The 14,612-nt window shown below is 50.7% G+C and carries 13 protein-coding genes; 5 read left to right on the top strand and 8 right to left on the bottom strand.

Going from position 1 to position 14,612, the window contains the following annotated elements:
• A partial coding sequence (locus QVO99_RS05170) for an AAA family ATPase (protein ID WP_288176976.1) occupies positions 1-388 on the bottom strand: 388 nt, incomplete at its 3' end.
• Between the two features lie 470 nt (positions 389-858).
• Between QVO99_RS05170 and QVO99_RS05175 the strand changes: the two genes are divergently transcribed.
• The 5 genes from QVO99_RS05175 (at position 859) to QVO99_RS05195 (ending at position 6,299) form a co-directional block, all read left to right on the top strand.
• On the top strand, positions 859-3,036 hold the full coding sequence (locus tag QVO99_RS05175; RefSeq protein WP_022316536.1) for a hypothetical protein: 2,178 nt from the start codon (positions 859-861) through the stop codon (positions 3,034-3,036).
• Entirely contained in the window at positions 3,036-3,599 is a 564-nt protein-coding gene (locus QVO99_RS05180; protein WP_022316537.1) for a DUF4112 domain-containing protein, read from the top strand. Before QVO99_RS05175 ends, QVO99_RS05180 begins: the two co-directional genes overlap by 1 nt.
• 373 nt (positions 3,600-3,972) lie before the next feature.
• Positions 3,973-4,149, top strand: a complete 177-nt coding sequence (locus tag QVO99_RS05185; RefSeq protein ID WP_288176977.1) for a hypothetical protein — start codon at positions 3,973-3,975, stop codon at positions 4,147-4,149.
• A gap of 580 nt (positions 4,150-4,729) precedes the next feature.
• Positions 4,730-5,356, top strand: coding sequence for a hypothetical protein (locus QVO99_RS05190; protein WP_022316541.1), 627 nt, complete (start codon positions 4,730-4,732; stop codon positions 5,354-5,356).
• A gap of 10 nt (positions 5,357-5,366) precedes the next feature.
• Positions 5,367-6,299: a helix-turn-helix transcriptional regulator gene (locus QVO99_RS05195; protein WP_022316542.1), complete on the top strand. Its 933-nt coding sequence runs from the start codon at positions 5,367-5,369 to the stop codon at positions 6,297-6,299.
• A 39-nt stretch (positions 6,300-6,338) separates the two neighbouring features.
• On the opposite strand, the gene QVO99_RS05200 is transcribed toward QVO99_RS05195, so the two are convergent.
• The 7 genes from QVO99_RS05200 to QVO99_RS05230 form a co-directional block, all read right to left on the bottom strand.
• Positions 6,339-7,343, bottom strand: coding sequence for a serine/threonine protein kinase (locus QVO99_RS05200; RefSeq protein WP_288176978.1), 1,005 nt, complete (start codon positions 7,341-7,343; stop codon positions 6,339-6,341).
• A gap of 33 nt (positions 7,344-7,376) precedes the next feature.
• The gene (locus QVO99_RS05205; RefSeq protein WP_022316544.1) at positions 7,377-7,943 is read right to left on the bottom strand and encodes a hypothetical protein; all 567 of its coding nucleotides are present in this window, start codon (positions 7,941-7,943) and stop codon (positions 7,377-7,379) included.
• Positions 7,944-7,945: 2 nt separating this feature from the next.
• Positions 7,946-9,640, bottom strand: coding sequence for a leucine-rich repeat domain-containing protein (locus QVO99_RS05210; protein WP_022316545.1), 1,695 nt, complete (start codon positions 9,638-9,640; stop codon positions 7,946-7,948).
• Positions 9,630-10,616, bottom strand: coding sequence for a hypothetical protein (locus tag QVO99_RS05215; protein WP_022316546.1), 987 nt, complete (start codon positions 10,614-10,616; stop codon positions 9,630-9,632). The genes QVO99_RS05210 and QVO99_RS05215 overlap by 11 nt, the downstream gene beginning before the upstream one ends.
• A 106-nt stretch (positions 10,617-10,722) precedes the next feature.
• Complete coding sequence (locus tag QVO99_RS05220; RefSeq protein ID WP_022316547.1) at positions 10,723-11,790, bottom strand: L,D-transpeptidase Cds6 family protein; 1,068 nt, start codon at positions 11,788-11,790, stop codon at positions 10,723-10,725.
• A 17-nt stretch (positions 11,791-11,807) separates the two neighbouring features.
• Positions 11,808-12,704, bottom strand: a complete 897-nt coding sequence (locus tag QVO99_RS05225) for a fimbrillin family protein (RefSeq protein WP_022316548.1) — start codon at positions 12,702-12,704, stop codon at positions 11,808-11,810.
• A 29-nt stretch (positions 12,705-12,733) separates the two neighbouring features.
• The coding region (locus tag QVO99_RS05230) for a leucine-rich repeat protein (protein WP_288176979.1) at positions 12,734-14,612 on the bottom strand (1,879 nt) is incomplete at its 5' end.

Raw genomic sequence — 14,612 nt, forward strand, 5'->3', positions numbered from 1 at the left:
GCGTGAACTCCAGAAGGGAACCAGCCGCAATGACATGCAACCCTGGGTAGTCTTCTTTGAAAAAGCGCAATGCCATGATGGCTTCCGGACACTCCTGTATCTCGTCAAGAAACAGAAGAGTTTCGCCCTCTTCTATTGTGACATTGATATATTTTGCTATCTTTTGCGCAATCAAGCGTATGTCTATATCTCCCTGGAAAAATGTCTTGACGGCTTTGTGACGTTCAAAGTTTACCTCAGCGAAATACTTGAATTCTTTTCCAAAATGTCTTACTGCCGACGATTTACCTACTTGTCGGGCACCTCTAAGCAGAAGTGGTCTCCTCATCGGATTATTCTTCCATTCCAACAGTTCTACGTCTATGTTTCTCTGAATATATTCCTGCATAACGAAAAGTACTTGATTATCAAGCACAAAGATAAAGATTTTGCTTTATTCCGACAAATAAACCCTACTGTTTTTGCTCAATTCCGACAAATAATCCATACCTTTCTTGCTCAATTCCGACAAATAATGCATATCGGCTCGTTTACTTGTCTATTCGTCTACCGACAACATATCATAAACATTCGAAACATGGGGTAATTATTTTTCCAGCAATGTCACTATTTGGCATAGCAACGCAGTAACTTTGCACCCGTAAAGTACAATAATAATATAACGACTATACGAAAGATGAAGAATAAGGAAGTCGGTTGCAACCATTGAACCATTATGGACTTGTAGAGTTCGCAACTTATCAATACCTTTGTCTTTCGAAAGCCAGAACCGGTCATTAGGACAAGTAGTTATAAACTGCACTGCATCAGAGGGCATAATGACCGTTATTGGGGTAAATGGTCTAAATCCAAACAGATATGGGAAATCAAGAAATCTACAAAGTGATAAAGTCGATTGCCGACGAGCTGTGCAGAGACAACAAGACTTTTCTGAGGGCAGACTTGGCATTTGAGCTGAAGAAGTATGGCGTAAAGAGCGACTCTTCTGAAGTGGAAAGTCTGGTATTTGGAGCCTATAGCTTCTACAAAAACGACAGTAACATCAGCATCGCTTTCGTGACCAACAATTCACGCACTACACTCGTTGCTGACTACAAGTTGAACAACTGTCTTGAACAGGGACGTATGGACGATGCCCTGGCGATTGCAGAGAACGAACTGCAGGTTACGGCAAACTCTTTCGACACATTGCAGCACATGGTGTTGCTCAACCTTGATACAGCCATGGTTCAGGGGGCATCAAAAATGACAGATGTGCTGACCGGCACGAGTGGAGCCAAAGAGGTGAGGAGCAAGGCGTCTGCCATATTCGACAGATACACGAAGCTGGTAGAGGCTTACAGATATGCCGAAGACAACGTGCGCGACAACATCAGCGACTTCACTTCGCTGCGCAGCGACATTGAAGCCACTTACCGCGAATACGCCATGAGACTCATCGACATCTATGGCGACTCTATCAAGATGGTGTCGCCAGAACTGTTCGACTTCAACCGGATTGAATGGCTTGATGTGGACAATATGCTCAAGGAAATCGAGTTGGAATACAACAGGATTCAGGAGAAATGCGGCTTTCTGATTACCAGGATTTCAGAGAGTTTCCGCACCTCGCTGCAAGAATCCATGAACGCTTACAAATCTACTGCAAACAGCAACAAGACACTGGGACTCGCCATGGCTGGACTTGGAATGCTCAACCACTATATGGTTGCGAGCGAAGAGACCAACCAGCTGCGCGGCGACCTGCAGGTGATGCAGACCAGCGTGAAGCACGACGCCACTCGCATAAAGGCTGACATGTCACGACTGCTCGTGATATACAAGACGCTCAACGATATCGTGATACCGAAGGCGAATGTATATCTGCGTTTTGCATCCAGATTGATGGATTCCGATTTCAAGTCGATGACAGACACGCTGTATGGAGACGCCAACGTGAGGCCGCTCGAGGAGGAGCGTCAGGCTTTGCTCAGGCAAATAAAATCCATCGAAGTGGAGATGAACGACCATCTGCAGAACATCGATGTCTATAAATCGATGGTAGCAGAACTCACCACCATGCTGGAATCCAAACGGCCAAGCTATCAGAAAGCCAAAAGCCGCAAACCTTCGAAGCCTTTCTTTCTGGTGAACTGGCTGACATTCGGCAACGCCAACCGCAACTACTACCGCAATTATTCTGAATGGGATGCCGCTTGCGCTCCGCTTATCAGGGAGTATGACAACATGCTGGTGGACCTGAAGCTCGACAAGGAGGAGCTTCTGTCGCATCAGGAAGCGGTGGATATGGTGAAGAGCGAGCATTCAAGACTGTCAGGAAGGCTGGATGCCGTGTCGAGAGATATAAGGAGCAGGATTGTCAGCTCCGACAACCTGAAGATCAAGACTCTGAAGTATCTCAGAGATGTGGTGGCGATGCTGAAGCTGGGACGGGAGATTGCCGAGAGCAAACTCGACGAAAAACTGCTCCGCACTGTGGAGATTTCTGACTTTAAGGAAACCACCAAGCTGCCGGCTGACATCGAGGAGAACCTGACGGAGTTTACGAATGTATTGGCAGACAATCTGCATGTAGACCGACGCATGACAAACCGTCTGCTTGATGATGTTGCGGAGCTGGCTGGCGAGAACAACAAGAAACTGCAAGGCACCCAACCTCAGCAAAAAGCCAAGACACCGGCATATACCGACGAGGAGCTGGATATGGTGGAGGCAAAGGCTGAAAAGACGTTGCAGCAAGGCATCGCCCTGTTTGACAGTGTGGCGAGACTCAAGCTTCAGCAGCTGAACGGAAGGATTGCGGCTGCCGCATACGACGAACAGTTGAGACAATATACGAAGACTTTCAAGGGGTATCTGGACAAGATTGATGACAAGAGCGCTTACCTGCGCAAGATCTTCACGCGTATCAATCTGGCAGACAACGAGGAGGAACGCAGACAGGCTATGGAGATGCTGTCTGACCTCAGCGGATACTCACTGAGCATGGAAGACTTCACTGATTTTATGAACGGAAACAAACAAATCGAATTATAATGGAAAGTTCAAGAAGACAACAAGCCCAGAGTGATCTGGGAATGAATTTCGAGAGAGAAGACCTCAAACGCAATGCGGCTCTTGCCAAGGAGCAAGAGCGAGTGGAAAAGAAGCAGGCTAAACGCGAGCAGATGATGAACCGCTCGTCTTACCGCATGATGGTGAAAACGGCAAAGTATATGGATAAATACTATCTTGATCCACTCATCGGACTGATTCCGGGAGGTGTCGGAGACACGATATCAAGTTTGCTTGCCTTCCCGTTCATATACTATAGCCTCTGTGTAGTGAAGTCCATTCCGCTGACCTTGGCTGTCATATACAACATCCTGATAGATGTCATGCTTGGAGCCATACCGGTTATCGGTAATGTGTTTGATATATTCAAGCGTTCGTATGTCGATAACTTGAAGCTGATTACGGGCTATATCGAGGATGATAAGGAGATTATCAGCAAAGTGCGAAAGAAAGCATTTGCCACGGCAGTGCTTATAGCCATTGTATGTTTGTTGATTTACTTGGTAGTAAGGGCTGCAATATGGGTGGCCAGCCGGCTCTTCTAACCATTCTAAATATCCACAAAACGGGTACAAATCGTGCCCAACCGGGGCAAGCACGTTACCCACTTGGGGCAAGCACCGTGCCCAACATGGGCAAGCACCGTGCCCATTTTTCAAAGATTGGCGACCATTTCCCAGTGGTATGGTTTTATAAAAAATAAATACAGCTCCAAGGGCTGACACTTTATCCACGAGGTGTCAGCCCTTAATCCAAATATCCACTATTATTGCTTAGGAGTGGTCAACAAGTGACATTGTCAGAGACTAACGACAAGGAACTCAAACAAAAGACAATATCAGGCAATAGACTTTTATTTCAAATATTTTCGAAACCTACGTTTCCGAAACCTGCGTTTCGAAAACAAGAACACAGATATTGGCAATAGCTGTAGACGAAATAGAACATACTGCTTGCTTCTATGAGGTTAAACGCCAAGCCAAGGATGTTGTCATCGGTATTGTGAAAGAAAAAGCCGAGCATTTTTTCCAGATTACAGGAGGATTCAAGAAATACAACATAGAGTATAAGGGTCTGTCTATGGAGGATATGTAATCGGCTCTTGTTTATCCATTATAAAAGACAAAAACGAGATTTTCAGTGGTTTTATCTTTTATACAAGATAAATTCGGGAACAAAGTTTCTTTTTTATCTACCATGCCACTATTTGGCACAGCTTCGTAGTATCTTTGCAACCGTAAAACAAAAATAATAACATGACGACTATAGGGAAGACAGAGAAATTGAAGTGTATCTGCAATCCATGAACCATTATGAACTTGTAGGGGTCGCAACTTATCAATACCTTTGTCCTGCCAAACCAGAATCGGTCATCAGGAATGCAATATCCACAAGCAGACGGGGGCGATTGGGGGCAATAGTCCAAACACGAAAGGAATAGCTTATGTTTAGAGGAATGACAAAATTTGTCTGCGATAACTGCGGACATAAATTCAAGGGAATGGACTTTGAGTATTGCGCCACGGCGTTCACCGCCCCGGTAAAATGCCCTGAATGCGGCAGCTGGCACACCCGACCTTCTTCCGGTTTGTTTTTCAGTTCTAACAAATACATCTATAAGGAGATCTGGAAGACATTGGATGAAAAAATGAACAACACTGAAAAACAATAATATATGAACGACGGATTATTCTTTCGTCCCTTCGTCGGCTCGTCATACGCCGACGGAGGACTCTTCGGCAAGCGCATAATGGTGCTTGGCGAGAGCCATTACTGTGATGAGGGCTGCGCCGACTGCGGCGACTGCCTTCGTCATCGGGAGTGTATGGAGTTCACCAATGGTGTAGTGAAGCAATATCTCGACGACAGAGTGGAGCGGCAGAGATGGATGCAGACGCTGCTGAAGTTCGAGCGCTCGCTCGTGGGCAGGGAGACCGACCAGGCATTGAGACAGAGGATATGGCAGTCGGTGGTGTTCTACAACTATCTGCAAGTGGCAATGGGAGGTCCGCGTGAGGCTGGTACTTCTGCGCAATACCGCCAAGCCGGCGAGGCACTGTTCTGCATGATGGAAAAATACCAGCCAGAATATCTCATCGCATGGGGCAACCGCCTGTGGGACAAGCTTCCCGGCGAGCGCTGGACCGACGGCAGGGACATCATCGTGGACGGCTATAGCGTGGCAACAGGGACTTATACCCTGGCAAGCGGCAGACGGGTGAAGGTGATGGCTGTGAACCATCCGTCGGTGGGCTATTCGTGGGACTACTGGCACAGGGTGATAACGGAATTCTTGGGATAAAGGAGACTATATGAACAACAGAGTGAAATTCTATAGCTGGCTGATAACGCAGCTTAGTCGCCGGCCCATGACATTTGCTGAGATTGCCGATGCCTGGATGGATGCTACGGCTAATGTTTACAGGGAGGAGCTGCCGCTGCGCACGTTCCACCGCTACCGCAAGTGTATAGAGTCGCAGCTTGGCATCATGGTGGAATGTGGCGGCAAGGCTGACGGCTATCGCTATTACTTGAAGAAAGACCCCGTGGAGTGTGACGAGATAACGGAGTGGATGCTCAGTGCCTTGCGACTGGCATCGCTGCACGACATGCTGCAATACCACAACAAGGTGATGCTCGAGTCACCACCCCACAACTCCGAATACCTCGAAGACATACTCTCTGCTATAGACAAGCAGTATCTGCTAAAATTCCACTACGCCACGCCATTCGGCGTGGAGAAGGACTTTGCCTTGTTGCCTGCTTTCGTGAGGTTATTCAAGCAGCGCTGGTATGTCATTGGAGTGAACGAGAAAGAAGAGGTGCGCTGTCTGCCGTTCGACCGCATAACCTTCATGGAGACAGTATGCAAGAAACATCCTCTGCCGGCAAAGATAAAGCGGCAGCTCAACCCCGAAAACTACTTCGACGGTTGTTTCGGCATCATGCGTATGGAGGAGGAACCTATAGAGAAGGTGCGCATACGTGTATTCTACCCCGAATACAACTATATAGAGGAGGTGCCGCTGCACGACAGTCAGGAGAAGGTCGGCGAGTATGCCGACGGTGCGTATCGTGAATACACGCTCCGTGTGCGCCCCACCCGCGACTTCCTGCAGGAACTGCTGTGGCACGGACGCAACATCATGGTATTGAAGCCGGAAAACCTGCGGCAGAAGATGATTGCAATATTGAAAGATATGACGAAGAGCTACGAAACGGGAGAGTGTCTCAACGGGGAATAAACGCCTAACGCCCTAATGAACGATTTTGGGTAATCCTTATCACCTGTCCCATAGATTATAGTCGACGACACTGTTGTCATCCTGGCGGTTTGCCTTGCAGCCGCTTGGCTGACTTACAGTGTCATTCTCTTTATCAGCATCTTGGCTGCGGATGAAGAGCGATACTGCGAGTATGCAGACAAGCGCTGCCACGAGGGCAATGAGGAAGGAGATGAGGCGGAGGTCACGTTGACTCCTCATGAAGCGATTGCGCAAGGCTTCTATACTGTCGGGGCGCAGCGAGGCATCCTTCACTGTGCATATCCGCGACATCCTGCGCAGTTTCTTGCTGCCCGCAACCACTGCCATATCCTCCATCACCATACCGAGAGAATATATGTCAGCCCCGGGTTCGGCTACGGCACCCTCCAGAAGCTGCTCCGGGGCAAGGTATCTGTAAGTGCCTGCCGGCATCTTCAACACTCCGAAGAGGTCGCTGTCGGAAAGTCCGAAGTCTATTATCTTCACGTTCTTCCCCATGTGTGTCACCATGATGTTCGCCGGTTTTATGTCGCGGTGTACAATCTGCTTGCTGTGCATATAATCCAATGCGTCAATCATCTGCGACACTATTCTGAAGGCAAGTTCTGAGGAGAGTCTCTTTTCATCTATCAGCGTCTGCAGCGTGTCGCCGTCCACCTGTTCCATCACAATGGTATAGCCCATGCCGGCAAAGCGCTCCATGGCAAAGGTGCGGCAGATGTACGGATGTTCGAGTTGCAGACCGATTTCAAACTCTTTCACTATCGCCTGCTGATATATGGGAGTGAGGAGGAAATCCTCTTTCAGACATTTCAGCATGTAGCGTTTGCCATACCTCGTGGCTGCAAACAGGCGTGTAGGTCCGGAATTTGAAACATAACACTCCTGGATGTTGCCAAATCCCTTCTCTTCTGGCATAGGGTCGGCAGCCATCTCCTTGTCTATCGACTCGGTGAAGCCTGATGTGTAGTCGCAGTCCTGAGAACCTGCAGCGTCGGTTATTTGTTTTGAATCGTCTTGCATAATGTAATAATCCCATATCGGCAATCAGCCTGTTTATTTTTTCAGCTTCAATACGGTGAGTCCGCCGTTGCGGCCAGCCACGAAAGGCATGGTATGTTCGCCATTCCTGTCTATATACGGCAGCAGCAGCGGCTGTCCCTTGATGAAACATCCCGTGCAGAAGCGGTCGCCACTAAGCAGTTTGCTGTTTGCCGATGCCACCACCTCATATATGCTGTTTCCCGTATAGCGCAGAGTTATCAGTCGGTTGGGGCTCCACCCTATCATTATCTCCATGCCTACGGTCAGTTCTCCGCTCGTCAGCTGGTCTGCCATGAAGAAAGAGGAGTTGTATTTCGTGCTGCTCTTCAGCCAAAACACGAAAGCCTTGTAGTCGGCATGTCCGGCGTATTGCGCCAACAGGTCGAGAGTGGAAATCCTCGGCTTGTGGTCGTCAGCCACATATCCGTACAGGCGCTTCATGGTGGATGCCGAAATATTCTTTCCAGCCTTCTTTCTAAGATACAGTGAAAACTCTTCAAAGTCGGTCGTCGTACTCAGAGACTTTCCGTATTTCTCCTCAATGAGCAGTTTCAGTTCTTCTATTTCTGGTGTCGTCATAATCAGTCTGTAATGATGTTCTTGAATAATTTCCAACCGTCGCTCGCCTTGTAGATGTTCACCCTTCCCTTGGGCACATGCACACGGCAGGTTCCAAAGATGCCCGTTCCTTCGGTAGCAAAAGTCTTGGCATTGCATACAGGCGGCAGTTGGGCATCCACATATATGTCGGTGAGCGGACAGTCGGAGAAGGCATAGTCGGAAATCATCTCCGTCTTGCTGCCAAGGCGCACCACACGGAGCTGCTTGCAGCCCTGGAAGGTTGCCGTAGGCACCAAGCGCAGACCGCCCGGCATTTTCACCTCCTTCACCTTGCTGTCAATGAAGACGCCGGTACCAAGCGTGGTGATGTTGTCCGGAAACGTGAATGTCTCTATGCTGCACTCCCTGAAGGCGTAGTTGCCGATGGATGTGACAGTAGGCGGCAATGTATAGCTTCCGCTCTTGCCCATCGGGAACCATACGATGCGTGTGGCATCGGCATTGAGCAGCACACCGTCCTTGCCGATATAATGGGTGTTGGCTCCCGACACACTGATGCCCCGCAATGCCGAACAGCCGCTTGACGGCAATACGGATGCTGCCGATGCCGGTATGCTTATGTCTTCGAGAGCTGTGCAACGGGCAAAGGCATCCTTCTCTATCGTTGTAGTGCCAGTAGGCAAGGCTATCTTCACCAGACTTTCACAACCGGCGAACAACCCTTGTCCCACGACATTGTCTGAGGCATATCTCGAACCGTCGTAGGGGTCGCCTCCTGCAACTATCCTGGCGTCCGTCAGGTCTGCATCAGAAAGTCTGCCTGCCGTCGCCGCATCATCAAGTCCACGGCCCATCATCTCTCTCAGGCAACGCAGGTCGTCGCCATTCAAAGATCCCGCTATTGAGAGTCTGGTATAGGTATACAGTCCCTTGCCCAACAACGAGCGCAGCTGTCCCGCCTCACCGAGCATTACGGCATCACCGGTGGTGAATGTTATCGGTGTTCCTATGGTTTCGCCCATCCGGCTCTTGGCGTATGGCCATATCAGATACGTGGCATTACGATTGAGGTCGGAAATCAAGAGAGTCTGCCGTCCCTTGCCTTTCTGACAGTCTGTGAGCTGTACTCTCTGTCTGTCATCGGCAGCAGAGGAAAGGGCATACAGGCATCCGGTCTCCGTTATTGTCTCTCCGCCATCGTCGGTTATCTCATAACTGACAATCACGCTCATCGGTCCGTGGCTGACGATGCTTGCCTCGCTCACCGATGGCTTCTCGTTGGGCAGAGTGGTGAAGGTCAGCGTGTTTCCCCTTACTGTCGTCCTTCCGTTGTAGCCCTCAAGCATATAATAATAAGTGGTGGCAGGGATGAGTCCTGTGATGCGTGCCGTAGCCGACGGGGTGTTGCCGCCGGCAGCCGGTATCGTCTGACTCATCTCCTCCGCCATGCCGTATCTGAAACACAGCTGCGGCATCTCCGTCTCGCCTTCTACCATGGCAGAACCATTAAGCGTGGCTTCCGTACGTGTGATTTCTGTGGCTGGCAGCGTGGCGATGTGCGGCTCCAGATAGTCGGGTTTGTCGCTGGCACACGAGAAGAGGCAAGCGACAAGCAGCATGCAACAAAAAGCCGACAGCTGCTGACTGGCAATTCGCCACAAGGATATATGACGGGCGTTACGCCATATTATTGGTATGCATTTGTCATTTCTCATTCTTATCCCTCCATAGTTTTATACCCACACCAAGACTTCCCTGCCATTGCTTCCCGGCAATGGTGACGGCAGATGCCGACACGGCGATGCGACCGAACGACAGGAGAGCACCAGCCTCGCCTGCCACTCCCTTATGGGTAAGTCCGTTGTTCTGCATATATCCACCGCCCTCGCTCTCTGCCAACTGCCATGCCACGGCACTGCGACCATATCCAATGCCCTCGAAGAGAGACAGGTGCCTGGTCAGACGGTGTACTGCTCCGGCGGTCACGGTGTAATGGCTTTTGGCTGTATTGCCGGAATAATATGGTTTCTCTGCTGCTCCACCTATGCTGCCGTCTTTTGAGCAACTGCCGCGAGTGGTGCCTATACTACTGAAATCGGTGCTGGCATGAACAAAGAATCCATGGCGACGCATCATGGCAAAGAAGACTCCATACGAAGGTCCGTTGTCGTGGGCGCTGACGGTGGCAAGGGCATATAGGCACAAGGGCAATCTGGGTCTGGTCTTGGCCACGGTGACGGTATCTACTACTGTCCTCACCTGCACGATGGTGTCGTGGCGCTCCGTAACGGCGGGCTTCGGCAGAGTCAGTTTCATCTCATAAGTCATGCGGCTCTCCAATGCCATCCCCAACTTATAGTCGCGAAGCACGCCCCAATCCGGATGCTTCAGCGTTATCATCTTGGTTCCCTTCGGCAGATAAAGCCATATCTCGCCCACCTCGTCCTTGCGCTTCACTATGCCCAAAGGTGTGGAAAAGGCAAAGTCAGCCGGAGCCTCAACCTTCACCAGGGCACAAGCCTCATCATTGAGGTCGCGCACGCTGTTAACAAAGGCACTCACGTCGTTGGGCAGGATACGGAAACTGCTCACCGAGAATTCTTGTGAGAGCGCACTGCCTGCACTAAGCAGCCATAAGCAGACGACAAAGAGCAGTCTGCCGGCATTGCCAAAGGATGATGTTCTTTTCATATATTATATATAGTGAACTCGTTATATTATTCTTCTTTATCCCGAATCGGTAAGCAAACCATTTGGGGAGGATATTCATAGTCCTGGATTTCTGCTGACGCATTTGTCACTGCAGATTGAAATCCTGTATGCTTATCACGTCAGCACCATCGGCAACACTGGATGCCGGCTGCCAGGTGCGGACATGAATCACGGGCATCGACTTGTCTGTGAAGTCCCACAACAGGAACAGATACCCGTCGTCGCTGTAGCGGTCGCTGCTGTAGCGCTGCCGCAGCGTTACGCCATATATGCCGTCCATCGTGGGATGGCGAAGGATGCGGAAACCGGAGAACTTAACGTCAATCTTACTGTTTGAGGCAAACACCTTGGTGAGGCGTGCCATATATTGCTGCTTGGAGTGGATGGCGTAGCTCACCCGTGGTTCTGCTATACACTTGCCGTCTGTCGTGGCTGTCTTCACCACATTGCCCACGATAATCAGTGCCTTGTCGCTGAACACCTGGCGCAGGAAATCAATGTCTTTTGTAGTGTATGCAGAGCGCAGATGCTCACAGTAGTTGAGTATCGTGTGGCGCCGCTTGGCATCCTGCTCCGTCAACTTGCCCTGCAATATCTTCGATGCCTCCTTGAAGAACGCATGATCTTTCGCTATGGTCTTCAGTGGCACTTGTGATATAGACAGGCTTCTCCGCCCTGCTCCCGACGGCTTTGAAGCACCTCCGCCGGACAAAGATCCGGATGCCTCGCCATACTCCTGTCGGGCAGAAGCCTCGTCGGAGGTGGCAAACCGTGCCGTAGTTCCTGTGGCAACCTGTTCCGGGATACTCGCCTTACCCTCGTCAAAGAAGGTCACGATGCCCTGGCGGTCGATATACCCTTCGCGCCTGGAGCCCTCTTCTCTGAAACGGAGCCTGCCGCCGCGATAGCGGGTATCGATGATGCAGCCACGCAGGGGCACTGCAAACACCACGTTTCCCCTGTCGTCCTCAACGACATATTTCTTTTCCTTTCCGGCAAATGTCTGTTCCACCAATTCCAGTCCCTCGCTCACGCCATACCTCGTCTCGCTCTGTGGCTTGCCTTCATCAGTGAGAGCAGGCAGCCACAACGCCACGAGCCACAGACAGAGCAAGATGGCAAAGGCGGACAATATGCTGATAGTCTTCTTCATTTACGGTATAAGGTGTTTTATTGCCATTCCTTTATGTCCCCACCTATCTCTATTCTTATATTGTCGGGATTGTTGGGGATAATCAGGTTCACGAGATGCTCCATGCCGGGTTTGAACTGGAACTTGCTTTCATACAGATAACTCATGTTGTGCATGACGACTTCGATGAGCGGCATGCGGTTCTCTATGCGCTGCGGCACGATGATGGCAGAATACAGGTAGTCGCCGTCGTGATGTGCAGTGATAGTCTGCCTTACAGCCTTCGCATTGCGTGTTGCCACCCCTGCCTGAAGGTCTATCGTTGCCTCCGGCACGGTGTTATGCACATATACGGTGGCGTTTACTGGCATCTCGCCCTCAAAGTCCTCACCTTTTATCAGCCTTATCGTGAGTTTGCTCATGATATGTCTGAAGATGAGGTTCACCGGTTCGTCGGATGCCGCCACGCCCTTACATGAGGCATGGAGCAGGTCGCTCGCCTCATAACCACCGGGGGCTGTGGATGTCTTCTCCGTGGTCTGGTCGAGACTGACGCTGAACGGCTGGTCTTCGATGCTGCTCAGACTGTTGATATATGGATAGTAGGCATACACATTGTATGTGCCATCGTCCCAATACAGTGTTCTGGCTGCCGTCCACCCGTTGCCGCTGAATGTCATTGCCTCGTTGTTCACCACGTTGCCACCCAGCTGCAGTGGCTTGTCTGCCTGTGTCACGAAGATGCCCACCTTGTCGCCTTCCTCAAAATCCGTTGCCGCAGCATCCACCTTCTGGGCGGGATGGCTCATCACCAGCTTCATCTTCATGTTTTCTGCATCTGTCGGCTCATCCGTAGGCAGGATGTCCTGGCTGCACGATGTCACCCCGGCTACGGTCAGCACCAATGCCATATATATAATAGTATGTATCTTCATCTTCTAATCTAAATTGTATCCAATGGTCATTATCTGTGTCTTCTCACCTTCGCCATACGCAGCGGACTGCCCCTGCGTATCACGGGGCTGTGCTGATAGGTGGTGGCAGACCGCTGCGATGCCCTACCCCATGCCGAAACCCTGGCTGGACTTTGCGCCACACCGACGTCACGCTTGTCGTGCTTCACGAAATCTTCAAACGAGAATGTCTCTCCGGCATATCGCTTTATCCTCTTCACGATGCTCTCGCGGCTTATCGTGTTGTAATATGGTATGTCGTTGTTCATACATGAGTTCTGCTCCGAACGGTAGACACCGCGGGAGTGCATGAAACCGCCTTCATACACGTCAACGATATCACTGTAGCGGCTGTCGCTTATGAGATGGCTCCACCCCACTCCATGTATCTTGCCCGACAGCGAGAGGTTGTCATACCATCCATAGCTCTTGGCGGTGTTCAGTTCGTCTACGTGGCCGCAGCAGCTGCATCCGCAAGCGTCGATGAAGGCGTTGTGACAGATGGCTTCCTCACCGAGTTTTCCGAAGCCATGACCGCCTGCCTCATGCTGCACCACGCCACGGGAGTCGAGAGGATAGCCGTAGGTGCTGAGCGGACAGAAGGAGATTGCCGACCCATCTGCCCACATCTGCGTTATGCCGCCATAGTCGGTGGAGTTGGGCACTACGATGATGAGAGTCTGACAGAGGTTGTCTTTCGTAACGGTGGGTGCTCCCAGGGCGTAAGAGAATATCTCGTCGTATTCGGCTTTCAGTCCGGAGCCTCCCGTAAAGGTGGTGCCAAAACGGTTGTAGCGGATGGTATTCACCGAACCGATGCCCGACTCCGTAGACAGCGGCATGGCGGTGTAGACGTTGAAATACTGGCGGTAGGTTTTGTATGGCTCTATACCGAAGAAATATTCCATCTCCTGATTCATCACTTTCAGATATTCGCCAGAGGCAATTTCGTTGGCGTCATAACCGTCGCCAAGCAGTACGATGTTGATGCCACCACGATTGCCGCGTGTCGCCTTCTGCAGCGTCACCCATTCGTCCTCGCCATACTGGTAGCCATACTGCGAAACGCTGCATTCATGGGTGTAGTCCTTGTCTTTCAACCGGAACACCACCTTTCCGTCGCGCTTGCTGCCGGAGTTTTTCGCCGTTGCCTTGATGGTGATTGTAACATTAGTCTTCTTGTTGCCGCTCATTGGCGACACCTCACACCAGTCTGGCTTGCTTGCCACCTCCCATTCGCCCTCGGCATTGACGGTGATGGTCTGCTTATGCTCCGTACTGAGGGCGCAAGCTACAGAGGGGCTACATGTCAGTTCGTGGTGGGCGGCGATGCGCTTGAAGTCGCACCAGCCCTGAGCCGCCTGATAATGTGCTACGGCGGAAGACGGAACCTCAACGGTGAAATTTTCCTTTGAAACCCCATCAAAAGCACCGCTTTCTATACGGGGCGGCATAGTGCCACGGCATTCTATCGAACCGATGCCGAAACAGTTGTTGAATGCTCTCTGGCGTATCGTCTCCATAGACTCAGGAAATATGACACCCTCAAGCATCTTGCAACCTGTGAACGCATCTTCACCGATGCTCTCAATACCATCCGGGAGATTAAGTATGCCTGTGATGCGCCAGTTGTTGGCGAATGCGGAATTGCCAATATGTGTGACTTCTGATGGCAACTTCAGTTCACCGGAGAAATCATTGTTGCAGAAGGCATGGTCAGCGATTGCCTTCAGATTTCTGGGTAGACGCAATTCACCCTTGAAGTGACAGTTGTTAAAAGCTGTGCGGCCTATGTTTGTAGTTCCATCATGCAGGGTTAGCGTACCATTGAAGCCACATTCATTGAAAGCTTCGGCAGGAACTGTTGAAATACCTTGCGGTATCGTCAGT

This window comes from Prevotella sp. CAG:592, from assembly GCF_000436015.1.
GTDB lineage: Bacteria > Bacteroidota > Bacteroidia > Bacteroidales > Bacteroidaceae > Prevotella > Prevotella pectinovora.

Bases quoted from the DNA above. Each gene is read 5' to 3' on its own strand.
- QVO99_RS05215 (WP_022316546.1), bottom strand. From the start codon at position 10,616: ATGAAAAGAACATCATCCTTTGGCAATGCCGGCAGACTGCTCTTTGTC.
- QVO99_RS05225 (WP_022316548.1), bottom strand. From the start codon at position 12,704: ATGAAGATACATACTATTATATATATGGCATTGGTGCTGACCGTAGCC.
- QVO99_RS05220 (WP_022316547.1), bottom strand. From the start codon at position 11,790: ATGAAGAAGACTATCAGCATATTGTCCGCCTTTGCCATCTTGCTCTGT.
- QVO99_RS05190 (WP_022316541.1), top strand. From the start codon at position 4,730: ATGAACGACGGATTATTCTTTCGTCCCTTCGTCGGCTCGTCATACGCC.
- QVO99_RS05205 (WP_022316544.1), bottom strand. From the start codon at position 7,943: ATGACGACACCAGAAATAGAAGAACTGAAACTGCTCATTGAGGAGAAA.
- QVO99_RS05200 (WP_288176978.1), bottom strand. From the start codon at position 7,343: ATGCAAGACGATTCAAAACAAATAACCGACGCTGCAGGTTCTCAGGAC.
- QVO99_RS05210 (WP_022316545.1), bottom strand. From the start codon at position 9,640: ATGAGAAATGACAAATGCATACCAATAATATGGCGTAACGCCCGTCAT.
- QVO99_RS05180 (WP_022316537.1), top strand. From the start codon at position 3,036: ATGGAAAGTTCAAGAAGACAACAAGCCCAGAGTGATCTGGGAATGAAT.
- QVO99_RS05195 (WP_022316542.1), top strand. From the start codon at position 5,367: ATGAACAACAGAGTGAAATTCTATAGCTGGCTGATAACGCAGCTTAGT.
- QVO99_RS05175 (WP_022316536.1), top strand. From the start codon at position 859: ATGGGAAATCAAGAAATCTACAAAGTGATAAAGTCGATTGCCGACGAG.